The sequence below is a fragment of the Brachybacterium zhongshanense genome (genome assembly GCF_055385755.1).
On record NZ_AP043790.1, the window covers coordinates 603,271 to 627,356 of the forward strand.

21 protein-coding genes and 1 pseudogene are annotated in these 24,086 nt (G+C 71.7%); 7 read left to right on the top strand and 15 right to left on the bottom strand.

Annotated elements, in window-relative coordinates; translation table 11 throughout:
- Window positions 1-5: 5 nt before the first annotated feature.
- The 8 genes and pseudogenes from ACZ5AJ_RS02760 to ACZ5AJ_RS02795 form a co-directional block, all read right to left on the bottom strand.
- The gene (locus tag ACZ5AJ_RS02760; protein WP_464136874.1) at window positions 6-1,136 is read right to left on the bottom strand and encodes a baeRF2 domain-containing protein; all 1,131 of its coding nucleotides are present in this window, start codon (window positions 1,134-1,136) and stop codon (window positions 6-8) included.
- 115 nt (window positions 1,137-1,251) lie between these two features.
- A complete protein-coding gene (locus ACZ5AJ_RS02765) occupies window positions 1,252-2,058 on the bottom strand; it encodes an ABC transporter ATP-binding protein (protein WP_464138676.1) in 807 nt (268 codons plus the stop codon).
- Entirely contained in the window at window positions 2,055-3,014 is a 960-nt protein-coding gene (locus ACZ5AJ_RS02770; protein WP_464136877.1) for a FecCD family ABC transporter permease, read from the bottom strand. Before ACZ5AJ_RS02770 ends, ACZ5AJ_RS02765 begins: the two co-directional genes overlap by 4 nt.
- Window positions 3,015-3,228: 214 nt before the next feature.
- Window positions 3,229-3,912, bottom strand: a pseudogene (locus ACZ5AJ_RS02775) (FecCD family ABC transporter permease); the annotation flags it as partial.
- A 14-nt stretch (window positions 3,913-3,926) separates the two neighbouring features.
- Window positions 3,927-4,514, bottom strand: a complete 588-nt coding sequence (locus tag ACZ5AJ_RS02780) for a TroA family protein (RefSeq protein ID WP_464136879.1) — start codon at window positions 4,512-4,514, stop codon at window positions 3,927-3,929.
- Between the two features lie 284 nt (window positions 4,515-4,798).
- On the bottom strand, window positions 4,799-5,353 hold the full coding sequence (locus tag ACZ5AJ_RS02785) for a helix-turn-helix domain-containing protein (protein ID WP_464136881.1): 555 nt from the start codon (window positions 5,351-5,353) through the stop codon (window positions 4,799-4,801).
- 299 nt (window positions 5,354-5,652) lie between these two features.
- Window positions 5,653-6,333 carry a mismatch-specific DNA-glycosylase gene (locus ACZ5AJ_RS02790; protein ID WP_464136882.1) on the bottom strand — a complete coding sequence of 227 codons (681 nt, stop codon included), beginning with the start codon at window positions 6,331-6,333 and terminating at the stop codon, window positions 5,653-5,655.
- Between the two features lie 75 nt (window positions 6,334-6,408).
- Complete coding sequence (locus ACZ5AJ_RS02795; RefSeq protein ID WP_464136884.1) at window positions 6,409-6,900, bottom strand: nuclear transport factor 2 family protein; 492 nt, start codon at window positions 6,898-6,900, stop codon at window positions 6,409-6,411.
- A gap of 100 nt (window positions 6,901-7,000) precedes the next feature.
- Here ACZ5AJ_RS02795 and ACZ5AJ_RS02800 point away from each other — a divergent pair, with 100 nt between their 5' ends.
- Window positions 7,001-10,228: a GH92 family glycosyl hydrolase gene (locus ACZ5AJ_RS02800; RefSeq protein WP_464136885.1), complete on the top strand. Its 3,228-nt coding sequence runs from the start codon at window positions 7,001-7,003 to the stop codon at window positions 10,226-10,228.
- Here ACZ5AJ_RS02800 and ACZ5AJ_RS02805 read toward each other — a convergent pair.
- From ACZ5AJ_RS02805 to ACZ5AJ_RS02820, 4 genes are all read right to left on the bottom strand, one after another.
- Window positions 10,176-10,919, bottom strand: a complete 744-nt coding sequence (locus ACZ5AJ_RS02805; protein WP_464136888.1) for a YwaF family protein — start codon at window positions 10,917-10,919, stop codon at window positions 10,176-10,178. The two genes, ACZ5AJ_RS02800 and ACZ5AJ_RS02805, sit on opposite strands and share 53 nt — an antisense overlap.
- A gap of 19 nt (window positions 10,920-10,938) precedes the next feature.
- On the bottom strand, window positions 10,939-13,020 hold the full coding sequence (locus ACZ5AJ_RS02810) for a PTS fructose transporter subunit IIABC (RefSeq protein WP_464136890.1): 2,082 nt from the start codon (window positions 13,018-13,020) through the stop codon (window positions 10,939-10,941).
- Between the two features lie 106 nt (window positions 13,021-13,126).
- Entirely contained in the window at window positions 13,127-14,092 is a 966-nt protein-coding gene (locus ACZ5AJ_RS02815; RefSeq protein WP_464136891.1) for a 1-phosphofructokinase family hexose kinase, read from the bottom strand.
- Window positions 14,089-14,850, bottom strand: coding sequence for a DeoR/GlpR family DNA-binding transcription regulator (locus ACZ5AJ_RS02820; protein WP_464136893.1), 762 nt, complete (start codon window positions 14,848-14,850; stop codon window positions 14,089-14,091). The genes ACZ5AJ_RS02815 and ACZ5AJ_RS02820 overlap by 4 nt, the downstream gene beginning before the upstream one ends.
- 194 nt (window positions 14,851-15,044) lie before the next feature.
- Between ACZ5AJ_RS02820 and ACZ5AJ_RS02825 the strand changes: the two genes are divergently transcribed.
- Window positions 15,045-15,560: a phosphoribosyltransferase gene (locus tag ACZ5AJ_RS02825; RefSeq protein WP_464136895.1), complete on the top strand. Its 516-nt coding sequence runs from the start codon at window positions 15,045-15,047 to the stop codon at window positions 15,558-15,560.
- Window positions 15,561-15,638: 78 nt separating this feature from the next.
- Entirely contained in the window at window positions 15,639-16,319 is a 681-nt protein-coding gene (locus ACZ5AJ_RS02830; RefSeq protein ID WP_464136897.1) for an NAD(P)H-binding protein, read from the top strand.
- A 57-nt stretch (window positions 16,320-16,376) separates the two neighbouring features.
- On the opposite strand, the gene ACZ5AJ_RS02835 is transcribed toward ACZ5AJ_RS02830, so the two are convergent.
- The 3 genes from ACZ5AJ_RS02835 to ACZ5AJ_RS02845 form a co-directional block, all read right to left on the bottom strand.
- A complete protein-coding gene (locus tag ACZ5AJ_RS02835) occupies window positions 16,377-17,384 on the bottom strand; it encodes a DUF808 domain-containing protein (RefSeq protein ID WP_464136898.1) in 1,008 nt (335 codons plus the stop codon).
- Window positions 17,385-17,579: 195 nt separating this feature from the next.
- Window positions 17,580-17,864, bottom strand: coding sequence for an acylphosphatase (locus ACZ5AJ_RS02840; protein WP_464136900.1), 285 nt, complete (start codon window positions 17,862-17,864; stop codon window positions 17,580-17,582).
- A 33-nt stretch (window positions 17,865-17,897) separates the two neighbouring features.
- Window positions 17,898-20,378: a phosphoketolase family protein gene (locus tag ACZ5AJ_RS02845; RefSeq protein WP_464136901.1), complete on the bottom strand. Its 2,481-nt coding sequence runs from the start codon at window positions 20,376-20,378 to the stop codon at window positions 17,898-17,900.
- Window positions 20,379-20,576: 198 nt separating this feature from the next.
- On the opposite strand from ACZ5AJ_RS02845, the gene tpx reads away from it, so the two are divergent.
- The 4 genes from tpx to ACZ5AJ_RS02865 all read left to right on the top strand — a co-directional run bounded on the left by tpx (window position 20,577) and on the right by ACZ5AJ_RS02865 (window position 24,086).
- On the top strand, window positions 20,577-21,074 hold the full coding sequence (gene tpx / locus ACZ5AJ_RS02850; protein ID WP_464136903.1) for a thiol peroxidase: 498 nt from the start codon (window positions 20,577-20,579) through the stop codon (window positions 21,072-21,074).
- A 125-nt stretch (window positions 21,075-21,199) separates the two neighbouring features.
- Complete coding sequence (locus tag ACZ5AJ_RS02855; RefSeq protein WP_464136905.1) at window positions 21,200-21,595, top strand: DUF488 domain-containing protein; 396 nt, start codon at window positions 21,200-21,202, stop codon at window positions 21,593-21,595.
- A gap of 175 nt (window positions 21,596-21,770) precedes the next feature.
- Entirely contained in the window at window positions 21,771-23,069 is a 1,299-nt protein-coding gene (locus ACZ5AJ_RS02860; RefSeq protein WP_464136906.1) for a globin domain-containing protein, read from the top strand.
- A gap of 180 nt (window positions 23,070-23,249) precedes the next feature.
- Window positions 23,250-24,086, top strand: coding sequence for a sulfite exporter TauE/SafE family protein (locus tag ACZ5AJ_RS02865; protein WP_464136909.1), 837 nt, complete (start codon window positions 23,250-23,252; stop codon window positions 24,084-24,086).

The window sequence follows — 24,086 nt, forward strand, 5'->3', positions numbered from 1 at the left end:
AGCGGTCAGGCGGTGACCGCGTCCTCGCGGCGCGCGTCGCCGCTCATGGATCCGACGCGGTTGGACGGTGTGGAGCCGTCCCGCCAGCGCAGCAGGGCGCCGACGCCCTCGGGCACCTCCGCGACGCCGGTCCGCAGAGCGGTGATGCCGGCATCCGTGGACAGCGCCAGACGGATCAGCTCCTCGATCCGGGAGGGCTCGCGATCGGTGACCAGGAGGAGCTCCTCGACCTGGCCGCGAGCCAGCGCGGAGGCGGTCTCGTCGGCCCCTCCCACGGAGGCGCCGTCGCGCAGCTGGCTCTCGCGGAAGCGTTCGGCCAGCTCGCGCTCGCGCCGCTCGACGACCTCCTCGGTCGCTGCGCGCAGCGACTCGCGGAAGGAATCCGACCAGGGTGCGGACCCCCGCACGCCGCCGGGGACCTCGACCAGGCGCTCGCGCGCCTCCTGCCCGAGTGCGGAGCGCAGGAGCCCGACGGCTCGGACGTCGCCGCTCAGAAGCACCACGTCGGGGCAGCGCTCGCGCACCACGCGGTCGACGGTCGCGGCGACCGCATCGGCGTTGCGCTCCCAGGAGTCCTCGACCCGGGCCTCGGCGTTGCTCACGCGCCAGCCGTGCCGCCCTCCGCCGCCGAGGCCGGCCTTGTGCAGCTCGTCGTGGCCGCCGTCGACCGACGCATCCGCGCCCAGCCCGTCGCCGTCTCCGGCCGCCCGGGGGATCGTCGGGTCCTCCGGCGCTCTCAGGCGCAGGTCCGCGCCGGCGCGGTCGACGAGGATGAGCAGCTGGCTGACGGCATGCGCCGTCAGCTGCACGAGCGGCAGCAGCCGGGCATGCTCACCGCGCTCGGCGGACTCGGCGAGCGGGGGCGCCGGCAGCACGCGGTCCACGAGGATCCCGTCGTCGGCGGCGATGATGGTGCGCCCGTGGCGGCCACCGATGCCGGGCGGCGCGAGCACCGACTCCTCGATCTCGTCCAGCAGGGCGGCGGGGGCGCCGTCGGTCGCGAGCGCCGAGCGCAGGAGCGACCAGCGCGTCCCCAGATCGGCGGCGGCCCGGGCGTCCTCCCGGGTGGTGTCCAGATGGACCGTGGTGAGGGGACCGGGATGGTCCAGGACCGGCTTGAGCCAGGGCAGCTTCACGGATTGACCTCCTGCGTGCTCGATGCGGGTCGATCGAGACCGGTGCCGGCCTCGGTGCCGCGGGGTCGCTCCACCATGGCACGCTCCGGTGAGCGACCGCAAGGAGATCGGCGGATCAGGCCGTGCGCACCCGATGCCGACCGATCGGGAGCACCATCGGCAGATCCGAGAGGGGATCGGTGATGATCCGGCTGGCCAGGCCGAACACCTCCTGCACGGAGGCCTCGGTGAGCACGTCTGCGGGGGCGCCGGCGCTGTGCACGGCGCCGTCGGCGATCATGACCAGCTGATCGCAGTAGCGGGCGGCGAGGTTGAGGTCGTGCAGGACCATCACGACGGTGATGCCGCGGGAGGCGTTGAGGTCCGCCAGCAGGTCCAGCACCTCGATCTGATGGGAGACGTCGAGGAAGGTCGTCGGCTCGTCGAGCAGCAGCAGATCCGTGTCCTGGGCGAGCGCCATGGCGATCCAGACCCGCTGCCGCTGCCCCCCGGAGAGCTCGTCGACCGCGCGATCTGTGAGGGCCGCGGTGCGGGTCGCGTCGAGCGCCGCAGCGACGGCCTCGTCGTCGGCGCTGCTCCAGCGTCGCATCAGGCCCTGATGCGGGTGGCGGCCGCGACCGACGAGATCCGCGACGGTGATCCCCTCCGGGGTGATGGGGGACTGGGGGAGCAGGCCCAGCAGTCGGGCCAGGCGCTTGGCAGGCATGCTATGCACCAGCTCGCCGTCCAGGAGCACCCGTCCCTTCTGAGGGGTCAGCAGGCGCGACATGGAGCGCAGCAGCGTGGACTTGCCGCACGCGTTCGCGCCGACGATCGCGGTGACGCGCCCCGGCACGAGCTCCAGATCCAGTCCCCGGATGACGGTGCGGTCTGCGTATCCGACGCTGAGGTCCTCGGCGACGAGAGTGTGGTCGACGGTCACAGGGAGCCCCCTCGGCGGTTCGTGCGGATGATGAGATGGATGAGGTACGGGGCACCGAGCACGCCCGTCACGACGCCCACCGGGTAGCGGGTGCCGGTGGCGTACTGGCCGATCAGGTCCGCGGCGAGCACCAGCACGGCGCCGACGAGTCCCGCCGGCAGCAGCGGCGAGCTGCCCGGGGCGATCAGGCGCGCGGCGATCGGACCGGCCAGGAAGGCGACGAAGGCGATCGGACCGCAGGCCGCGGTCGCGAAGGCGATCAGGGCGACGGCGCAGATCACGAGGATTCCGCGGGAGCGGTCCACGCGCACGCCGAGCGCCTGTGCGGCATCGTCCCCCAGCTGCATGGCCTGCAGCTCCGACGAGCGCGACAGCAGCACCGGCGCGAGGACGAGGAGGGCTCCCGCCACCGGCAGCGTCTGCTCCCAGGAGGTGCTGTTCAGGCTTCCCGTCAGCCAGCGCATCGCCTCCTGCAGGTCCCACTGCCCGGCGCCCTTGAGCACCCAGTCGATCATGCTCTGCAGCATCGCGGAGATGCCGATCCCGACCAGGATCAGCCGGGTGGACGCCGCGCCGCCGCGTCGGGCGAGCAGGAAGATGATCGCCGCGACGACCAGTCCCGCGACGATCGCGACCAGGGAGACGGCGGTGCCGGACATGCCGAGCACCACGATGCAGAACGCCGCCGCCGCGCTCGCGCCCGAGGAGATGCCGATGATGTCCGGGCTCGCCAGCGGATTGCGCAGCATGGTCTGGAAGGTCGCGCCCCCGATGCCGAAGGACAGGCCTGCGAGGACGGCGAGCGTCGCCCGCGGCAGGCGGAGCCTCCCGACGGTGAAGCTCGCCCCGGGCACGTCCTGCCCGCCGATGACGGCGACCAGCTCGGCCGGGGTGTAGAACGTGCGGCCGACCATCAGGGAGAGGCACCACAGGGCGATCACCGAGAGGACCAGCACGGTGACCACCGTCGTGGTGCGCCGGCGTCGGCGCCGTCGGGCCCGGACGACCGCGCGCGCCGTGGCGGAGGCCGCGGAAGGCGCCGACGGAGCATCGGCCGGGGCGAGCGGCGGCGAGCTCGGAGGGGCGGGCGACGATCCTGCCGACGACGTCGGCCGCCGTCAGCAGCGCCGCCCCCGTGATCGCCACCCTCTCGCCGAGGCCCGCGGCCATCTCGACGCCCAGGGCGAGGATGTTCAGGCCGCGGGCGCTCGCGAGGCAGAGGATCGCGCCGACCACCAGGAACGGGGCGATCTGGGCGATCGCCGGGTAGCTTCCTCCGCCGACGCCTCCGATCTGCCACGAGCGGACGCTGTCGCCGATGTCCGAGCGGGGCAGCACCACGGCGGAGATGAACGAGGTCAGCGCCGCGGAGGTGGCGGCTCCGGCCAGGGCCAGCTTGAGCGGCGTGGCGCCGCCCTGGCCGAGGGAGCCCAGCGCGTACACGAGCACGGCTGTCGCGGCGGCGCCGCAGATCGCGGTCCACACGTAGCTGGTGGACATCGTCAGCCCGAAGTGGGCGATGCCGACCACCACGGCCAGGGAGGCCCCGGTGCTGATGCCGAGGATGCCCGGGTCCGCCAGAGGGTTGCGGGTCACGCCCTGCATGACCGCCCCGGAGATCCCCAGGGCCGCCCCGGCGATCACTGCGAGCAGCGTGCGCGGGATGCGCTTGGCGACCGCTGCGGGACCGAAGCCGTCCGTCGAGCCGGAGAGCGCGGCGAGCACGTCCTGCGCGGTGATCTGGCGGGAGCCGACGACGATCGACAGCATCATCAGAGCCGCCAGGACCACGACGCACGCGAGCAGGCGCAGCGATCGCCCCCGGGACGTCCTGCGCAGCAGGGTGACGGTCATGGGCGGCAGGACGCTCAGGCGGAGGCCGAGGCGTCGGCCGCCTCCTCGAGGACGGTCAGGTAGTCCTCGAGGATGTACGGGATCGCCAGCGGCGTCGGGTTCGCCGCGGTGCCGAGCGCGCTGCCGGAGGGCAGGTTCACGACCGCGCCGCTGCTCACCGCCGGCATCTGGGAGAGCAGCGGGTCGGCCTCGAGGGCCGCGATGAGCGACTCGTCGCCGTAGGTCACGATGATCTCGACGTCGTCGAAGGCGTCGGCCTGCTCGGCGCTGACGGTCGCGGAGAACTCCTCGGTCTCCTCGGAGGCGGCGACCACGCTCGGAGCGATGGCCATGCCGAGGTCCTCGAAGAACTGGGTGCGCGTGTCATGGGCGGTGTAGAAGCTGACCTGCGAGAGGTCGGTGGTGCCCACGTGGGTCAGGAACATGACGTTCCTTCCGGCGATCGCGGGGTGCGCCGCGGCGGCCTCGAAGTCGATGCCGTCGGACTCGTCGTAGAGGACCGGGGTCTCCGCGCCGAGCTCCTCGAGCGCGTCGGCGACCCAGGGGAGGAGCCCGTCGCCGTACTCGTCGCCGAAGTTCGCGGCCGCCATGCCTGCGGGCACGACGCCGAGGGCCAGGGGGACCTCGTGGTTCGCCCAGGCGACGGTGGTGATGCGCTCGGGCGAGGCGGGGATCTCGGTGGTGCCGAAGGCGTGCTCGAAGGTCGTCGCGCCGGAGGGCAGGGCCCGACGGTCGACGTCCTGCCACCGTGCCGCTCCGATGCGTGCATAAGGAGTGCCTCACCAAAATAGGGAATCGATCCGTTGTTTGCAATCGAGCGATCGGGACAGCGTCTTGCGCGCAACGGACAGTTGGCTCAGCGGTGCAGCGGGCGGCGCGGCAGCGGTCAGGCGGAGCCGGCGCGCCGGAACTGCCCGGGAGTCAGACCCGTGACGCGGCGGAAGGCCGTGGTGAAGGCGCTCGCCGAGCGGTAGCCGACGGCATCGGCGACCTCGTCGATCGCGGTGCCCGAGGTCATCAGCGTGACGGCGCGCTGCGTGCGGGCGGTCGCGGTCCAGGCGCGGAAGGTCATCCCGGTCTCGGCCTCAAAGGCGCGGGTGAGGGTGCGTGCGCTGACGCCGAGGCGCTCGGCCCAGCTCTCGAGGGATGTGGAGCCTGCGGGATCCTCCCCGAGCGCGTCGACGATCGGGGCGAGGAGCGCGCTCTCGGGGATCGGCAGCAGCAGCGGATGGTCCGAGGGCTCCATGACGTCCAGGATCATCTCCTCGGTCTGAGTCCTCGAGCGCTCGTCCATCTGCTTCGTGATCAGCCGGTCCAGGAGCAGTCGGAGCAGCGCTGAGAGGTCCACGGCGACCGGCCCCGAGGCGAGCGGAGCGGTGCGGGAGGGGGAGAACTGGGCCGAGCGCTGCCAGGTCCCGGCGGGGGTGAAGCCGCTGTGCACGGTCCCGGCGGGGAGCCAGAGCCCGACGGCGGGGGGCGATCGTCCACACCCGGGAGCCGATCGTCGCGATGGACGCGCCGCGCTCGTTCCAGATCAGCTCATGGGTCGGATGGGAGTGCTCCGCCCAGTAGGTGTCGTGGTCGATGACCTCCTGACCGCCGACGATCGTCGAGGCGTCTCGACGCTGCCCGCGGCGAAGGACGGCAGCTCGCGGCGGAGCGCGCCGCGGGAGGAGGCGACCTCCTCGGACCAGCGGGAGGCCGCACGGCGAGGGGGACCGGGGTGTGAGGCGGATGGGGTCACGGGGCCACCGGGTCAGGGGGCGGCGGGTCGGCCGGGTCGGGATCGGGGACGATGCCGGCGTCGGCGGCGACCTCGCGCCAGGTGACGGCGAGGGAGTCGATCGTGGCATGGGCGTTGAGTCCGCTCGGCTGCGGGACCACCCAGAGCACGGAGTCCCCGGGCCACCCCTCGATCGACGACGGGTCCTGGGGGCCGAGGCGCGCGCGGGGCTGCGAGAAGGCGGTGCGGAAGGCTGTGATGCCGGCGATCGCGACGGCCGTCGGCCGCAGCTCCGCCACGCGGCGCGGCAGGAGCGCGCCGGCCTCCCGCAGCTCCTCGCGGGAGAGCTCGTCGGCGCGGGCGGTGGCCCTCCCGATCAGGTTGGTGATCCCCAGGCCGCGCTCGTGGAGATCCGCCTCGTCGGCCGGATCCAGGCCGCGGGAGGCGTCGACGCGGCGGGAGGTCAGGCCCGCGCGATGCAGGGAGGGCCAGAAGCGGTTGGCCGGATGGGCGAAGGGGGCGTTGACCGCGGCGGTCCACAGCCCCGGATTGATGCCCACGATGAGCAGGCGCAGCTGTGGGTCGCCCGGGGAGGGGAGGACATCGTCGATCGCCTCGGGATCGGGGACCGCGAACCGCTGCAGGTCGGCTCGGGAGGGTCGCTGCCCTCCGAGCGGAGAGGGACGGCGAGGAGTCATGGCCGCACTCTACTCAGGGTGCGCGGCGCGACGTCCAGGGCACCCGACGGGACGAGGAGACGCCCGCGGGGGCGCTCAGCGGCCGGTGATCGGGTCCGGCTGCGAAGGGTCGACGAGCTCGACGCCGGCGAGATCCCACTGCCCGTCGGCGCGCTCGACGTAGTAGCGCAGCGGCACGTCGACGGTCTCGCCGCCGTCGCTGTAGGACTCGGTGACGTAGAAGATCGCATAGCCGGAGCGGTTGACGCGATCGGTGACCTCGTAGTCGACATCGGTGACGCCCTCGGTCGCGAGCTCGAAGTCGCCGCAGTCCGTCAGGCCCGTGCTGGAACGGAAGTCCGCGGTGGTGGAGTCCCGGAACAGGGTGCAGTCGCCCTGGGAGAGGGAGTCGTAGAAGTCGTCGAGCGTGTCCTGCGGGTTCCCCCGCACCACGAGCTGCCACACCACGATCGCCCCGACGACCAGCACGATCAGCAGGCCGACGGCCGCCACGCCCGCGACCAGCAGCCACTGCCACAGCGGTCTGCGACGCCTCGGTGCGCCCCGGATGCTCTGCGCCTGCACCATGTCCCCGCCTGCCCCCTCCGGATCGTCGGATGCACGGAAGTATCCCGCACCCGGAGCGGACGCGCATCCGCGCGCGGCAGCCGGTCGATAGCCTTGCCCCATGATCCTCACCGCTTCCCCGGGGCCCGTCGGCTCTCCCACCAGCGCGGACGGGACGGGATTCCTCGCTGCGACCGCTCTGCAGTATCGCTTCCGGGCGGGGGAGCGCAGCCGAGGCTCCCTGCCGGTCCTCGATGGGCTCGAGGACCTCAGGGGGCGCAGGATCGCCTCCGGCGACGTGCTGCGGGTCTACCTCTATCCGCAGCTGGACACGGGGCTGACCTGGGGTGCGACATTCGCCGCCGTGGATCTCCTGCTCGACGACGGCACCTTCCTCTCGGATCGGGATCCCCGCGATCAGCACGGCTCCCTCGCGACGGCCCGTGGGCTCGGCGAGGCGAGGATCCTGCATGCCGACCAGTGGAACGACGTGCAGATCCCGCTGGAGGCCGCCGTCGGCCGCAGCATCGTCGAGGTGCTGCTGGTCGGCGATGCGCCCCTCGCAGGGGAGGCAGAGGAGACAGGAGAAGCTGGAGAAGCTGGGGATGATCTCACCGGCTGGATCGACGGTCCCTACCTCGGCCCTGCGGAGCCCGAGCCGGATCCGGAGGATCTCGTCGCCTGGGTCGACACCCGCCGCGGCACGCACTCGTCGGGGGACCTGTCGCGCGGGAACACCCTGCCGCTGACCGCCTGGCCGAACGGCTTCGCCAAGTTCACGCCGGTCACCGATGCCAGGACGCGCCGCTGGGAGTACGAGTACCACCGCGCCAACAGGGCCGTCGACGGGGCGAGCCGTCCTCGGCTGCAGGGCATCGCCCTGTCCCACCAGCCGAGCCCCTGGATGGGCGATCGCGGCCAGCTGGTCCTGATGCCGCTGCACGGCGAGGATCCCGATGCCTCGCCCGTCGGCCGGGCCGTCCCCTTCGACCATGCGGAGGAGACTGCTCGCCCTGACCTGTATGCCGTGCGTCTGGGTGACGGCACCGTCCTCCGTCTCGCGCCCACCGACCATGGCGCGATCCTCGAGGTCGACTTCCCGGCGGGGACGCGCGCACCGCAGCTGCTGATCGAAGGGGTCGACGAGCACTCCCGCATCGACGCGTCCGGGGCAGTGCTCGACGGCGAGCTCGGAGGCTTCGTCGACTCCGGCGTCGACGAGGGCTTCGGCCGGGCCGACGGGAGCACGCGCCTGTTCGTCCGCGCCCGCGTCGAGCCCTCCCCGTCGCAGGTCGGCGCCGGTGGCGGCGCGACGCCGGGGGCTGCTCTGCTGCGCTTCGCGGACGGCACCGAGCGCGTCACCGTGCGCCTGGCCACGAGCTTCATCGGCGATGCGCAGGCCCGGCGCACCCTCGCCCGGGAGCTCGGCGGGCGCAGCCTCGCCCAGCTGCGAGCGGGCGCTCATCGGGCCTGGGCCGAGCGCCTCGGAGCGGTCCGCGTCGACGGCGCGACCGCACCGCAGCGCCGCACCCTGTACGGGAACCTGTATCGGCTGAACCTCTACCCGAGCTCGCACTGGGAGGACGCCGGGACGGCGCAGCGTCCGGAGCCCGTCCACGCCAGCCCCGTGCTGCCGACGAAGGGGGAGGCCACTCCGACCCGCACGAACGCCCAGGTGAAGCCCGGGCGCATGTATGTCGATCACGGGTTCTGGGACACCTACCGCACCGCCTGGCCGGCCTACGCCCTGCTCTACCCCGAGCTCGCTGCGGAGCTCGCCGACGGTTTCGTCCAGCAGTTCCGGGAGGGCGGGTGGATCGCCCGCTGGTCCGCGCCCGGATACGCCGACTGCATGACCGGCACCAGCAGCGACATCGCCTTCGCCGACCTCCAGGTGATGGGGGTGGACCTGCCGGACCCCCTCTCCGCCTACCTCTCGGGGCTGCGCAACGCCACGACGGCGCCGACGGCGACCGAGATCGGGCGCCGGGGCAACGAGCGTGCCGTGTTCACCGGATACGTCGACACCGAGGTCCACGAGTCCGTCTCCTGGTCCCTCGAGGCGCACATCAACGACGCCGGTCTCGCCACCCAGGCCGAGCTGATCGCCGCGCAGGAGGGCACCGCGGAGGAGCTCCAGGGCCGGCTGCGCGAGGAGGCCGCCTATCTGCGGGCCCGCTCGGCGAACTACGCCCTGCTGTTCGATGCCGAGACGGGTTTCTTCCGCGGCCGACGACGGGACGGCGGCTTCTCCGTGCCCGCCGGGGAGTTCGATCCTCTCGACTGGGGCGGCGACTTCACGGAGACCGACGCCTGGACCTTCGCCTTCCACGCGCCCCACGATCCCGAGGGGCTCGCGTCCCTGCACGGCGGTCGCGAAGGGCTGCTGGCCAGGCTCGAGGAGTACCTGGCGACCCCGGAGCGGGCCGACCATCCGGGCACCTACGGCGGCGTGATCCACGAGATGATCGAGGCGCGGGAGATGCGCATGGGACAGCTCGCGCTGTCCAACCAGCCCGCGCACCACATCCCCTTCCTCCTCCATCATGCAGGTGCCCCGGATCGTGCGTCCCTGCTCGTGCAGGAGGCGCGCCGGCGGCTCTTCACGGGTGAGCAGATCGGGCAGGGCTACCCGGGCGACGAGGACAACGGGGAGATGAGCGCCTGGTGGCTGCTCACGGCGCTCGGCCTCTACCCGCTGCAGCTCGCCACCGGTCGCTATCACCTGGTCGCGCCCCTGTTCCGGCGCGCCGAGGTGCGTCCGCTCGGCGGGGAGGCGTTCACGGTGGTCGCCGAGCGGCCCGAGGACCCCGACGCCTGGTGCATCACCGGCCTCGAGGTCGGCGGCGAGCAGCATCGCAGCTCCGCGATCGACCGGTCCGCGCTGCGCGGAGAGGTGCGATTCCGCCTGGGCTCCGAGCCGGGGGAGTGGGGAGACGTCCCGCCGTCGCCGACCGGCCCGGGGGAGCGGCCGAGCCCGCTGCTCGACCTGCTGCCGCGCGATGAGGCGGATCCGCTGCTCGACGACGACGCCCTGACCGAGCGCACCTGGACGACGCCGACCGCCGTGATCGACCTGCCCGTCCTCGCCGAGCCCGCTCAGGCGCGGTTCCTGACGCTCACGTCCGGGGCCCAGGAGGGCGGAGACCCCGCCTCATGGCGGCTCGAGGGATCGACGGACGGGACCACCTGGACGGTGCTCGACGAGCGCAGCGGCGAGAGGTTCCCCTGGCGGAGGCAGATCCGCCCGTTCGTCCCGGCGGACCCCGCGCCGTGCACGCATCACCGCCTGGTCGTCACCTCCGCGACCGGTCCGCTCCGGCTGGCCGGGATCGAGCTGCTGGCCTGACCGGCCGGAGCGTCCACGGCAGAGTCATGAGCGCCCAGACGACCGCTACCGCGACCATCTCGACCAGCAGGTAGAGCGGCCACGGTCCCATCACGTCCAGCAGGCTCGGGCCGCGCGGCGCACGGTTGAGATAGCCGTAGTTCGCCCCCGTGATCAGGTTCCCCAGGAAGGCGACGACCGACCAGCCGAGCGTCGCCGCATAGGCGAAGCCGTAGGAGCGCCAGGTCGGCCGGAATCCCAGACCCCAGGTCAGGACGATCGCGGCGAGCAGCGCGCCGCCATGGGCGAGCCAGTACTCGGCGAACTCGAGCGGGATCCAGACGAAGTAGTTCAGGTCCGGGGTCAGCACCGACATCATGTTCAGCGTCAGGCCCCAGTAGTGCACGAGCGTCGTGGACCAGCGAGAACGGGTGATCAGCGCGATCGGCACCAGGAAGCGCAGCGCGTCGGAGTAGTGCAGCGGGAGCGACTCGTCGAGGTTCCATGCCCAGGGCGCGAACCCCCACAGCGTCCAGAAGATCGCGTTGGCCAGCAGCAGCCAGCCGACGGTCCTCAGTGCGCGGGAGACCCTGACCGGGTCGCCCCGCCGCGTCCAGCGCAGCAGGACGACCGCGGCCAGGGCGATCACGACCAGCATCGTCAGATGCGCGGCGCCATAGGCGTCCATATGGCCGATCGAGGTCCCCTCCATGGCCAGGAGGGTAGCCCGATCAGGCCTCGACGGTGCGGTGCGCCATGGACTTCAGCGCGGTCACGGCCGCGGCCGCCACCAGGGTGCCGATGACGATCGCCAGCAGATAGCCCCAGATCGGACTGATCGCGAACAGCACGAACACCCCGCCGTGGGGTGCCTGCGAGCCGACGCCGAAGGCCATGATCAGCCCGCCGGTCACCGCGCCGCCCGCCATCATCGAGGGGATCACGCGCAGCGGGTCCGCGGCGGCGAAGGGGATCGCGCCCTCGGAGATGAAGGCTGCGCCGAGCAGCCAGGCCGTGGCGCCGTTCTCCCGCTCCACAGGGGTGTACAGCCGGCGGCGCACCACCGTCGAGAGCGCCATCGCCAGCGGAGGCACCATGCCGGCCGCCATGACCGCGGCCATGATCTGGAAGGACGCCTCCGTGCCCTGGGACAGGCCCGCCGTGGCGAACAGATAGGCCGCCTTGTTGACCGGTCCGCCCAGGTCCACGCACATCATGAGGCCCAGCACGATGCCGAGCACGATCGCCGAGGTGCCGCTCATGCCGCTCAGGGCGTCCTGCAGCGATGTCATCACCCAGGCGAGCGGGCGGCCGAGCACCAGCAGCATCGCGCCGCCCACGACCGCCGAGGTCACCAGCGGGATGATCACCACCGGCATCAGGCCGGCGAGCCAGCGGGGCGGCGAGAACGTCGTCAGCCACAGGGCGATCAGGCCCGCCAGCAGACCGGTGACCAGGCCGCCCAGGAACCCTGCGCCGACGAGGACCGAGATGGCACCGCCGATGAAGCCCGGTGCGATGCCCGGTCGGCCTGCGAGGCCGAAGGCGATGTAGCCCGACAGCGCCGCCACCAGGAAGCCCATGCCCAGGTTCCCGATGGTGAAGGCGACGGCGCCGAGGTACAGCAGAAGGCCCGAGCGCTCGGTGAGCATCTCGCCGCCGCTGCCGTCGTAGGCGATGTGGCCGGGCAGGTTCGTCAGCGAGGAGCCGGTGGCGACGTCCTGGGCGACGAAGGCGACGTCGAACCCGCCCAGCAGGAATCCGAGCGCCATCAGCAGACCGCCCGCGGCGACGAAGGGGATCATGTACGACACGCCGGTCATCACGGCGGCCTGGATCCGCTTGGGCCATGGGGCGGAGGTCCCCGAGGACCCGGAGGCGGCGCTCGCGGAGGATCCGGAGGAGCCGTCGGCGGACGAGGCGTCGGATGCCGCGGGGACGCGCCGCGCGGCCGGATCCTCGACGGCGGCGATCGCCTCGTCGATCATCTCAGGACCATGGGAGATGGCGCGCTTGACGGGGTGCTCGACGAGCGGCAGCCCGGCGAAGCGCTCACGGCCGGAGATGTTCACGTCGGCCGCGACGATCAGCGCCTGCGCACGCGAGATCTGCTCCGGGGTGAACGGGGTGATGCCTCCGGATCCCTGGGTCTCGACGTGGAGCTCGACGCCCTTGTCCTTCGCAGCGTTCTCGAGGGCCTCGGCGGCCATGTAGGTGTGGGCGATCCCGGTGGGGCACGAGGTGATCGCGAGCAGCACCGGCAGATCCGTTCCCTCCCGCGCATGGGCCTGCTCCGACGATCCTGCCTGCTCCGACGATCCGGCCTGCTCCGTCCCCTCGGCCGGGGCGAGTCCGATCTCTGCCGGATCGAGGACCTCCATCACGAGGTCGGCCGCCTCCTGAGCTGTCGTCGCCGCGCGCAGCGAGGAGAGGAACTCGGGACGGATCAGCGCTCGGGAGAGCTGGGCGAGGAGCTTCAGATGCTGGTCGTCGGTCCCGGCGGGGGCCGTGATGCCGATGATGACGTCGGCGGGCCCGTCGGGAGCTCCGAAGTCCACCGGCTCGCTCAGGCGGAGCAGCCCCAGGGCCGCCTCGTGCACGGCCTCGACACGGCAGTGGGGGATCGCGAAGCCGCCGGGCATGCCGGTGGCGAAGGACTCCTCGCGGGCAAGCAGGCCCGCGACCAGGCCGTCCCGTTCCGAGCGTCCGGTGGCCGAGATCAGATCGGCCAGCTGTCCGATGACGGCGCTCTTGTCCCCTGCGGGGGCGACGTCGAGGTGGACGAGGTCCGCCGTGATCAGTGGTGATGACATGGCCAGCTCCTTCACTGGTGATGCGTGGCTCGCACGGCCGCAGGGCGCGGCTCGTGCGGTTCGTGCAGAGGATCGGGGAGGTGGGGGAGTTCGGGGAGGGGAGCGGTCAGAGGGCCCGCACGGCGTCGGGCCTCACGCGCACCTGGTCGGGCGACGGGATGGTGGTGCCGGGCAGGCCGACGGCGGCCGTTCCGTAGGCGACGGCGCGGGCGAGGCGCGCGGGCTCGCTCTCGCCGCGCTCTCGGCCGATGAGATAGCCGGCGGCGGACGAGTCGCCCGCTCCGACGGTCGAGCGCACCGGGCCGCGCTCGGCAGAGCAGACCCATGCGCCGTCGGCGGTGGCCAGCAGCGCACCGGCGCCGCCCAGGGTCACCAGCACGGCACCGACGCCCTGCGCGACGAGCTCGCGGGCCGCGCCGGCGACCTCGGCGAGGTCCCCGTCCGAGGCCGAGCGCTCCAGCGCCGCACCGTCGAGGCCGGTCAGCTGCCCGAGCTCCTCCGCGTTGGGCTTGATCAGATCGGGGGCCGTCCGACGGTCCTCGCGCCATGCCTCGGACAGGGCCAGGAGCGGCGCATCGGAGGTGTCGACGCCGACGACGGCTCCGCGCGCGTGCAGCGCGCCCACCAGGTGCGGATACCAGTCGGGCGGCATGCCGGGTGCGAGGGATCCCGAGGCCATCACCAGGTCTCCGGGGGAGACCGTCTCCAGGAGCCGCTCCTCGAGCCGGCCGAGCTCCTGTGCGCTCATCGGCATTCCGGGCTCGTTGATCTTCGTGGTGGCGCCCGAGGGATCGACCACGGTGAGGTTCGTGCGCACACGGCCGGCCACGTCGCTGGCCAGGTGCGGAGCACCGGTCTGCTCGAGCAGGCCGAGGAAGGGGTCCTCGGGGCCGACGGGCACGACGGCGAGCACGCGCGCTCCTGCGCGGGAGACGCCCAGCGCCACGTTGACGCCCTTGCCGCCGACCTGGAGGACGTCGGACGCGATCCGGTGGACACCGCCGGGGACCAGGTCCGTCGTGAGCTCGACGGTGCGGTCCAGCGAGGGGTTCGGAGTCAGGGTGATGATCATGCCAGCACGACCTCGACGCCGGTTGCGAGGAGCGCCTCGTGCAGATCCGGCGGCAGTCCGTCGTCGGTGACCAGCACATCGACCGCCGCCATGTCGGCGAAGGCGACCAGATGATGGGTGCGCGCCTTGGAGGAGTCCGCGAGCACGATGCGACGGGCGGCGCGCGCCATGATCGCGGACTTCACGGCGCCCTCGTCGGGGTCGGGCGTGTACAGCGACTCCTCATCGAAGCCGTTGCAGCCCAGGAAGGCGACCTCCGGTCGCAGCCTGCGCACCGCATCGACGGCGGCGGCGCCCACGGCCGCACCCGTGCCCGGGCGCAGGCGCCCCGGCAGCAGGTGCACCTCGGGGCCGGAGAGGGCCAGCAGGGCCTGGGCGATGTCGAGGGAGTGGGTGATGACCACCCCATCGCGCTCCGAGAGCCGGGGGGCCAGGGCGCTGACGGTGGAGCCCGCGTCCAGCAGGACGGAGGCCTGGGGGTCGTCCGGCAGCAGAGCTGCGGCGGCGGCTCCGATGCGCTGCTTGACCTCCGGATTGGTCTCGTGCCGGCTGCGCAGATCCGGTTCGAGGACGGCGCTGCGGCGGGCGACCGCGCCGCCGTGGACGCGCACGAGGAGGTCGCGCCTCTGGAGGTCGTCGAGGTCGCGGCGAACGGTCTCGGCGGCCACGCCGAAGCGGTCGGCGAGATCGGAGACCGAGACCCGGTGGGATGCCTCGAGGGAATCGAGGATCTGGCGCTGGCGCTGCTGTGCGTACATGCTCTCGCCCCTGCCTTCGTCATCGGAGGTGGTGTGTCCTGTGCCTGCGTCCGACCACCGTAGACCATGAACCCACAGAAAACAACAGACAGCCACAAAGAACAACATGGGGCACCTGCGGACGGGGACCTGCAGGGACGGGCGGTAGCATCGGTGCTCCCCTCGATCGTCCCGATGCGCACCCAGGAGATGCCATGTCCCAGGCCTTCCATGCTGATTCCTCCGACCTGCAGGTCAAGGAGGTGCTCAGCTGGGACCTGTTCGGAACGGCCTCGCGCGAGCTCGCCCAGACCATCGCCGACTCCCGCTTCGACCCCGAGATCGTGATCGCCGTCGCCCGCGGCGGGCTCCTGCCGGCCGGATCGCTCGCCTACGCGCTCGGGCTCAAGCTCGCCGACGCCATCAACGTCGAGTTCTACACCGACGTCCACGAGACCCTCCCGGATCCCGTGCTGCTGGCCCCGATGCTCGACACCGAGTCGATCCGGGGCAAGCGCCTGCTGGTCGTCGACGACGTCGCCGACTCCGGCCGCACGCTCGCGCTCGTGCTCGATCTCCTGCGCGAGCAGGGCGCCGACGCGCGCAGCGCCGTGCTCTACTCCAAGTCGGCCTCGGTCGTCGAGCCCGACTTCGTCTGGCGGCGCACCGACGAGTGGATCGTCTTCCCCTGGTCGGCGGAGCCGCCGGTCGTCGCTCGCGCCGACGGCTGAAGCGGCCGACGGCGGGATCGGCCGACGGCTGAACCGACGCCCTGCCGGCCGTCGTACGGGAGTGACAGCATGGTCGGCATGGATATCTCAGTCATCGGTGGACATGGCAAGGTCGCGCTGCTCGCGGAGCCGCTGCTCGCGCAGGGAGGACATCGCGTCACCGCGGTGATCCGCAATCCCGAGCACTCCGCAGAGGTCGAGGCGACGGGCGCCCGCGCGCTCGTCGAGGACATCGAGGCGCTGGACGCCGCAGGCTGGGACCGTCTGCTGGAGGGGTCGGACGCCGTCATCTGGGCGGCCGGAGCCGGAGGCGGGAACCCGGCCCGCACCCGCGCCGTGGACCAGGAGGCCGCGATCGCCTCGATCGACGCGGCGGAGAGAGCCGGCGCACGCCGCTACGTCATGGTCAGCTACTTCGGTGCCCGCCCCGATCACGGCGTGGATCCCGCCAGCTCCTTCCACGCCTACGCGGAGGCCAAGGCCGCCGCCGATGCGCATCTGCGCGCGAGCGGTCTGGACTGGACGATCCTCGGCCCCAGCGGTCTCACCCTCGAGGAGGGCTCAGGGCGCATCGAGCTCGTGGACCTCGTCGGCGCGGACGGCTCCCTGGTGGCGCCCGAGCTCGAGTCCGGGACGGTGCCGCGCGCCGACGTCGCCGCAGTGATCGCCGAGGTCGTCGACCGAGCTGATGCGCATGGGCGGTTCCTCGCCTTCAACGCCGGGCCGGTGCCGATCGCCGAGGCGGTCTCGCAGAGCTGATCGCCGCGTCCTGGGTCGGGCCGTCACGGTCGGGGCCGCCGCGCCGAGCGGGTGAGCTCAGGCGGCGTCCGCCGGGCCGGAGGTGCCGGTGGAGTCGGCATGCTCCTTCGCTGCGGCGTGCTCGGTCGCCGGGTGCTCCTTGCGTCCGAACGGCAGCAGGTGGATGACGGCGAGGATGACAGCACCCCAGAGGATGCCCAGCAGGAGTGAGAAGACGGTCTCCACGAGCCAGGCCAGCGCACCGCCGACGACGGCGACGTCCTCGACGAGGTGCGCGAGATGGTGGACGAAGCCGTAGGGCTGGGCGGCGCCGAGCTCATGCATGCCCGAGAGGATGATGTGCCCGCCGACCCACAGCATCGCGACCATGCCGACATAGCTGATCACCGTCATGATCCTCGGCATCGCCCGCACCAGGCCGTCGCCGATGCGCTGCGCGGCGGCCGACTCGCGCCCCGCCATGTGCAGGCCGACGTCGTCCATCTTCACCAGCAGGCCGACGGCGCCGTACACGAGGGCGGTCATGAGCACGCCGACCACCACCAGGATCACGGCGCGCTGCAGGAGGGGCTGATCGGCGACCTCGTTCAAGGAGATCACCATGATCTCCGCCGACAGGATGAGGTCGGTTCGGACCGCCCCGCCGACTATGCGCTTCTCCGCCGCAGGCCCCTTCTCGGCTGCGGGCTCGGTGTCGTCGCCATGGCCCCCGTGCAGCAGCTCCCAGATCTTCTCCGCGCCCTCGAAGCACAGATAGCTCCCGCCGAGCATGAGGATCGGGGTGAGCAGCCATGGGGCGAGCCAGGAGAGCAGCAGGGCGAGAGGCAGGATGATCAGCAGCTTGTTGATCAGCGACCCTCGGGCGATCCGCCAGATGATCGGCAGCTCCCGTGCGGGTTCGATCCCGCGCACGTACTGCGGGGTCACCGCCGCGTCGTCGACGACCACGCCGGTGGCCTTGGCACTGGCCTTCGCGCTCGCTGCGGCCACGTCATCCGCGCTCGCGGCGGCCATGCGCGCTATCGCGGCCACATCATCGAGCAGTGCGGCAAGGCCTCCGGCCATGGGTCCCCCTCCGGGCGATGGAATCGTCGATCACCGAGCACGCTGAGTGCTGAGCACCACGCTGAGTGCCGAGCACACAGAGTACTGGTACGACAGGTCGTCGCCCGCACCTCGCCCGCACCGTGCTCGCACCGTGCCGGGAGAGGGGCAGCGGACACGGCTTCGCCTGTTCGCTCCGGGCCGGCCCGCCCTGGTTCAGAGGATGCGGAAGCCGCTGCGGCCGCGGGGGTCGGCCTCACGGACCTCGAGGTGATCGACGCGGGCGGTGCGCGGCCCCTCGCGGAGCCACGAGACCATCTCCTCGACCGCCGGGGCCGGACCCTCGACATCGGCTTCGACGGTCCCGTCCAGGAGGTTCCGCACGGTGCCCGAGAGTCCCAGCTCCAGAGCCCGTCGCTGCGCGGAGTAGCGGAAGCCGACGCCCTGCACCCGGCCGTGCACGCGCACGGTCCGTCGCAGGACGTCGGCTCCCGGGGTCATCGCGGTGATCTCACGCTCCTCGTCGGATGCTGCTCACACGTTGTCGCCGCCGGTGTCGGCGATCGCGGCGGCAGCCGCCGGATCGGGCTCGTCGCCGCCGTCGCCCCACTGCCAGCCGGCCACCTCGGGGATGTCCTCACCGTGCTGGTAGGCGTAGGCGCGGGCGCGGATCCGCTCGTCGGCCATGCGCTGCCGCAGGCCCGCATAGCGGGTGCCGAGCCCGCCGACCCGGTCGATCACGTCCATCACCAGGTGGAAGCGGTCGGTGTCGTTGCGCATCAGCATGTCGAAGGGCGTCGTGGTGGTGCCCTCCTCCTTGTAGCCGCGCACGTGGATCCGGGAGTTGCGGTCGTGGCGGTAGGCCAGGCGATGGATCAGCCAGGGGTAGCCGTGGTAGGCGAAAACCACCGGGATGTCCTCCCCGAAGATGCCGTCGAAGTCCTTCTCGGACAGGCCGTGGGGATGCTCGGTGTCGTCCTGCAGACGCATCAGGTCCACCACGTTGACCACTCGCACGCGCACGTCCGGGGCCTCGCTGCGCAGGATCTGCGCGGCCGCGAGCACCTCGATGGTGGGGATGTCGCCCGCGCAGGCGAGGACCACATCGGGCTCCTCGCCCTCGACCTCGGTGCCGGCCCAGTCCCAGATGCCGAGGCCGCGCGTGCAGTGGACGATCGCCTCGTCCATCGTCAGCCAGTTCGGGTTGGGCTGCTTGCCGGCGACCACCACATTGACGTACTGCCGCGAGCGCAGGCAGTGGTCGTACACCGACAGCAGGGTGTTGGCGTCCGGCGGCAGGTACACCCTGACGATCTGGGCCTTCTTGTTGACCATGTGGTCGATGAAGCCGGGGTCCTGGTGGCTGAAGCCGTTGTGGTCCTGGCGCCACACGTGCGAGCTGAGCAGGTAGTTCAGTGAGGCGATCGGTCGCCGCCATTCGATCTCGTTGGTGACCTTCAGCCACTTGGCGTGCTGGTTGACCATCGAGTCGACGATGTGGATGAACGCCTCGTAGGAGGAGAACATGCCATGTCGGCCGGTGAGCAGGTAGCCCTCGAGCCAGCCCTCGCACTGATGCTCGGAGAGCATCTCCATCACGCGCCCGGACCGTGCCAGGTGCTCGGTGCGATCGTGGTCCTCGAAGTCGGCGTTCCACTGCTTCGCGGTGACGTCGTACACGGCCTGCAGGCGGTTCGACGCCGTCTCGTCGGGGCCGAAGATCCGGAAGTTCTCGGGATTGTCGTCCACCACGTCCTTCAGCCATGTGCCCAGCACGCGGGTGGCCTCGGAGGCCGAGCCGCCGGGGAAGGGGACGTCGACCGCATAGTCGCGGAAGTCGGGCAGCTTCAGAGCCTTCAGCACCGCACCGCCGTTCGTCGACGGGTTCGCCGACATCCGCAGCTCGCCCTGCGGGGCGGCCGCGGCGATCTCCGGGCGGAGAGCGCCGTGCTCGTCGAACAGCTCCTCGGGACGGTAGGAGCGCAGCCAGGCATCGAGATCGGCGAGGTGCTCATCGGTGTCGCGGGCGCTCGCGAGGGGCACCTGATGCGAGCGCCAGGAGCCCTCGGTGACGTTGCCGTCGATGGTCTTCGGGCCGGTCCAGCCCTTCGGGGTGCGGAAGACGATCATCGGCCAGGCCGGACGCTCGGTCTCGCGGCCCGCCTCGGCGTCCTCGCGAGCCTGCGCCTTGATGTCCGCGATCATGTCGAGCGCCTCGTCGAGGACGCCCGCGAAGCGGCGGTGCGCCTCCATCGGGTCCTCGCCGTCGAAGCCGCCCGTGAAGAACAGCGGCGTGTGGCCGTAGCCGCGCATCAGCGCCGCCAGCTCCTCGTCGCCGATGCGGGCGAGGACGGTCGGGTTGGCGATCTTGTACCCGTTCAGGTGCAGGATCGGCAGCACGACGCCGTCGGTCAGCGGGTTGATGAACTTGTTGGAGTGCCACGAGGTCGCGAGCGGACCGGTCTCCGCCTCGCCGTCGCCCACGACGGTGAAGGCGATCTCGTCGGGCCGATCGAGCATCGCGCCATAGGCGTGCGAGAGCGCATAGCCCAGCTCGCCGCCCTCGTGGATCGACCCTGGGGTCTCCGGCGCGACGTGCGAGGGGATCCCGCCGGGGAACGAGAACTGGGTGAAGAGCTTCTTCAGACCGTCGTCGTCCTGGGTGATCGTCGGATACGTCTCCGTGTACGTGCCCTCGAGATAGCTCGCGGCGACCAGGCCGGGACCGCCGTGACCGGGACCGGTCACGTACATCGCCTTCAGTCCGCGCTGGGAGATCGCCCGGTTGGCGTGCGCATACAGGAACGTCAGACCCGGTGTGGTGCCCCAGTGCCCCAGCAGGCGCGGCTTGACATGGTCGCGCTGCAGGGGCTCGCGCAGCAGCGGGTTCGCCATGAGGTAGATCTGCCCGACGGAGAGGTAGTTCGCGGCGCGCCACCAGGCGTGGATCGCGGAGAGCTCGTCGTCCGTGAGCGAGTGGGAGGGACCGTGGGGCCAGACAGGTACAGAGGTCATGACGCCTTCCTGAAGGTCGACGACACCGGGTGTCGGTGTCACAGGCCACACCGTACGATGGTCCGTCCCTGTTCGGAAGGTCTTTCGGCCCTTCTGCCGTGATCGATCCGTGATCTGGAGGCGGCGGACGCACAGATGCTGGAATCGCGCCCGGCCTGCCGCCTTGTCCTCCGCGCTGGTGGGGGCCAGGATGGGGGCATGGCTTCGATCACCTTCCAGAGCAATCCCGTCACCACCGTCGGCGAGCTGCCCGCGACCGGCTCCTCGCTCCCCGCCTTCGACCTCGTGGGCGCGGACCTGGACCCCGTCACGAGCGGCGCCTTCGCCGGCAGGCGCGTGGTGCTGAACATCTTCCCCTCGCTCGACACGGGCACCTGCGCGATGAGCGTGCGGAAGTTCAACGAGCTGGCCGCCGGGCTCGAGAACACCGTCGTGGTCTGCGTCTCCAAGGACCTGCCCTTCGCCCAGGCCCGGTTCTGCGGTGCCGAGGGCATCGAGAACGTCGTCACCGGCTCCGCCTTCCGCTCCTCCTTCGGTGAGGACTTCGGCGTGACCATGGTCGACGGCCCGCTCCAGGGTCTGCTCTCGCGCGCCGTCGTGATCGCCGACGCCGACGGCACGATCATCCACACCCAGCAGGTCGGCGAGATCGCCGACGAGCCCGACTACGACGCCGCGCAGGCCGCCCTGGCCTGACCCGGCACAGGAGCGTCGGCCCGGGATCCGGCGTCCACCGCTCGCGGCCGGGACAGGCCTCGGCCGCGAGCGGACCGGGAGGATCCGAGCAGAGCCGATCCAGCAGAGCGGACGGGGGCAGAGGGATGAGCGACATCGAGATCACGCTCGAGCGCGTGCACGACGTGCTCGATGACGGCGGCTCGGACAGCACGGAGATGCGAGTGCTCGTGGATCGGCTGTGGCCGCGCGGAGTCAGGAAGGACCGCCTCGCGTACGACGAATGGGACAAGGAGGCGACGCCGTCCCCGGAGCTCCGCCGCGCCTACCACTCCGGCGAGCTGGACTTCGAGGAGTTCGCCGGTCGCTACCGTCGCGAGCTCGACGCCAGCGGCGCCGCCGGGGCGCTGCTCGAGCGGGCGCGGGACGCCGGTGTCTCGCGGATCACCCTCCTGTTCGCGACGAAGGACCTCCAGCAGAACCACGCGCAGGTGCTCCAGAAGGCACTGCAGGACGCCCAGGAGGGCACCGATCATCGCTGAAGGGCACTGACCAGCGTCGATGATGCGGTCCGTCGGGCGGCTCCCGAGCACTCCCGAGCAGCGATCCCTGGACGGGACCAAGGTCCACCGCCCGGGAGCTCGTCCTTCCTACCGTGGATATGTCACGGCGTCACCACGCCGCGGCCCCCCGGAAGAGATCAGGAAGGACCCACCCATGACCGTGGACGTCTCCGCAGCTCGGCCCACCCAGCTCCGACTCGACCCCGACAGCCGTCTGAGCCCCGAGCACGAGGAGATCGTCCGCGCGACGCTCCCCGCCGTGGGCGCGAACATCGGCGAGATCGCCGCGACCTTCTACCGCCGCATGTTCACCGCCCGACCCGAGCTCCTCGCTAACACCTTCAACCGCGGGAACCAGGCGCAGGGCGCGCAGCAGAAGGCGCTCGCGGCCTCGGTCGCGACCTATGCGACGATCCTCGTCGACCCCGACGGGCCGAGCCCGAAGGAGATGCTCGGCCGCATCGGGCACAAGCACGCCTCGCTGGGCATCGTCGAGGACCAGTACGGGATCGTCCATGAGCATCTGATGGCTGCGATCGGGGAGGTCCTCGGCGAAGCCGTCACCGAGCAGGTCGCCGAGGCCTGGTCGGCCGTCTACTGGCACATGGCCTCCACCCTCATCGCCTTCGAGAAGGAGCTGTACGCCGATGCCGGGGTCGAGCCCGGCGACGTCTTCCGCGAGGCCGTCGTCGCCCGACGGGTCGAGGAGAGCAGCGACGTCGTGAGCTTCGAGCTGATCGCGCCGTCGGGCGACGAGCAGCTGCCCGGCTTCGTGCCCGGGCAGTACATCACCGTCGGCGTGCGGCTCCCCGACGGTGCGCGCCAGCTGCGCCAGTACTCCCTCTCCGACGTCTCCGGCGGCGGCCGCTGGCGGATCTCGGTGCGCCGCGTCGACGCCGACGACGAGGACCCGCAGGGAGAGGTCTCCACCTGGCTGCACGAGAACGTCGGGGTCGGGGACCATATCCAGGTGACCCTTCCCTACGGCGACCTCGCCCTGGACACCGCCTCGGAGGCGCCCGTGGTCCTGGTCTCGGCCGGCATCGGCGCCACGCCGATGCTCGGCATGCTGCGCCACATCGCCGTCCACCAGAGCGGACGCCGCGCGGTCGTCCTTCATGCCGACGCCGACGCCCGCGATGCCGCTCTGGTCGATGAGCTCGCTGCGACCGTCGCCGGACTGCCCGCGCACACGAACTCGCAGCTCGACCTGTGGTTCCGCACGACCGATGATGAGCACCTGCCCGGCGGAGCCATCGACCCCCGCATCAGCGTCCACGAAGGGCGGATGGCCCTCGCGGGGATCCCGCTGCCCGATGACGCCGAGATCTACCTCTGCGGCGGCAACGGCTTCCTGCAGGACCTGCGCGACCAGCTTCGGGCGGCAGGAGCCGACGACGAGCACGTGCACTACGAGCTGTTCTCCCCGAACGACTGGCTCCTGCCCGCCTGAGCGCAGCCGTCCCCCAGGGTCACCGCTCGCGGCGCCCGTCCCGGCCCTCGGGGCGGGCGCCGCGACGCGACCGGCCCCCGTTAGTCTGGGCGGTCGGTCCGGGAGGGCCAGGAGCCGGAAGAGCCGGGAGATCCGGGAGATCCGGAAGAGCCGGGAGAGCAGAACGAGGAGGACGCGCGCGTGGAGCTGCATTCGCTGGTGGTGCTGCTGGTGATGGGCATCCTCGCAGGGGCCATCAATGCCGCTGTCGGCTCCGGATCCCTGCTGACCCTGCCCGTGCTGCTCGCGCTCGGAGTGCCTCCGGGCACGGCCGTGCGCACCAACACGATCGGGATCCTCTTCTCGACCATCGGCTCGGTGGTCGGGTACCGCCGCGAGATCGCGGCCGAGGGACGGGACCTGCGTCCGCTGGTGGTCACCACGGTGCTGTTCGCCATGCTCGGCTCGATCCTGCTGCTGCTCTCGCCCTCCGATGCGCTGGACGTCGTCGTCCCCGTGCTGATCGTGTTCGCGCTGGTCATGGTGATCTCGCAGAAGAAGGTCGTCGCGCTCCTTCGCGCTCGCCAGGAGCGCCGCGCCGCGCAGCGCGACGCCGGGCGCATCGAGCCTGACGCCGAGGAGCCCCGTGGTGCTTCGGAGGAGCGCAGCCCGTACCGCTCGCCCGCGCTCATCGGCGCGATGGGCGCGGCGTCTGTCTACGGGGGCTACTTCACCGCTGCCCAGGGGATCCTCTACCTCGGCGTGCTCGGCACCCTCACGGGGAAGCCGATGGGCAAGGTCAACCACGTCAAGAACCTCGCGAGCCTCGTCGTGAACGCGTCCGCGGCGCTCGTCTACCTGGTCGCGCACGTGGTCGTCGGGGCGCAGATCATCTGGGTCGCCACGGCCGCCATCGCCGTGGGCGCTCTCGTGGGCGGCTACTTCGGGGCGCATCTCGCCAAGCGGATGCCCGAATGGCTGCTGCGCGGCGTGATCGTGATCGTGGCGCTCTTCGCACTCGCCCGGCAGATCCTCTGA

Coding starts and splice junctions, on each gene's coding strand:
- ACZ5AJ_RS02840 (WP_464136900.1), bottom strand. CDS start 17,864: ATGACCCCGGGAGCCGACGTCCTGCGACGGACCGTGCGCGTGCACGGC.
- tpx (WP_464136903.1), top strand. CDS start 20,577: ATGGCTTCGATCACCTTCCAGAGCAATCCCGTCACCACCGTCGGCGAG.
- ACZ5AJ_RS02805 (WP_464136888.1), bottom strand. CDS start 10,919: ATGGAGGGGACCTCGATCGGCCATATGGACGCCTATGGCGCCGCGCAT.
- ACZ5AJ_RS02855 (WP_464136905.1), top strand. CDS start 21,200: ATGAGCGACATCGAGATCACGCTCGAGCGCGTGCACGACGTGCTCGAT.
- ACZ5AJ_RS02845 (WP_464136901.1), bottom strand. CDS start 20,378: ATGACCTCTGTACCTGTCTGGCCCCACGGTCCCTCCCACTCGCTCACG.
- ACZ5AJ_RS02820 (WP_464136893.1), bottom strand. CDS start 14,850: ATGTACGCACAGCAGCGCCAGCGCCAGATCCTCGATTCCCTCGAGGCA.
- ACZ5AJ_RS02830 (WP_464136897.1), top strand. CDS start 15,639: ATGGATATCTCAGTCATCGGTGGACATGGCAAGGTCGCGCTGCTCGCG.
- ACZ5AJ_RS02825 (WP_464136895.1), top strand. CDS start 15,045: ATGTCCCAGGCCTTCCATGCTGATTCCTCCGACCTGCAGGTCAAGGAG.
- ACZ5AJ_RS02815 (WP_464136891.1), bottom strand. CDS start 14,092: ATGATCATCACCCTGACTCCGAACCCCTCGCTGGACCGCACCGTCGAG.
- ACZ5AJ_RS02860 (WP_464136906.1), top strand. CDS start 21,771: ATGACCGTGGACGTCTCCGCAGCTCGGCCCACCCAGCTCCGACTCGAC.
- ACZ5AJ_RS02790 (WP_464136882.1), bottom strand. CDS start 6,333: ATGACTCCTCGCCGTCCCTCTCCGCTCGGAGGGCAGCGACCCTCCCGA.
- ACZ5AJ_RS02835 (WP_464136898.1), bottom strand. CDS start 17,384: ATGGCCGGAGGCCTTGCCGCACTGCTCGATGATGTGGCCGCGATAGCG.
- ACZ5AJ_RS02800 (WP_464136885.1), top strand. CDS start 7,001: ATGATCCTCACCGCTTCCCCGGGGCCCGTCGGCTCTCCCACCAGCGCG.
- ACZ5AJ_RS02810 (WP_464136890.1), bottom strand. CDS start 13,020: ATGTCATCACCACTGATCACGGCGGACCTCGTCCACCTCGACGTCGCC.
- ACZ5AJ_RS02795 (WP_464136884.1), bottom strand. CDS start 6,900: ATGGTGCAGGCGCAGAGCATCCGGGGCGCACCGAGGCGTCGCAGACCG.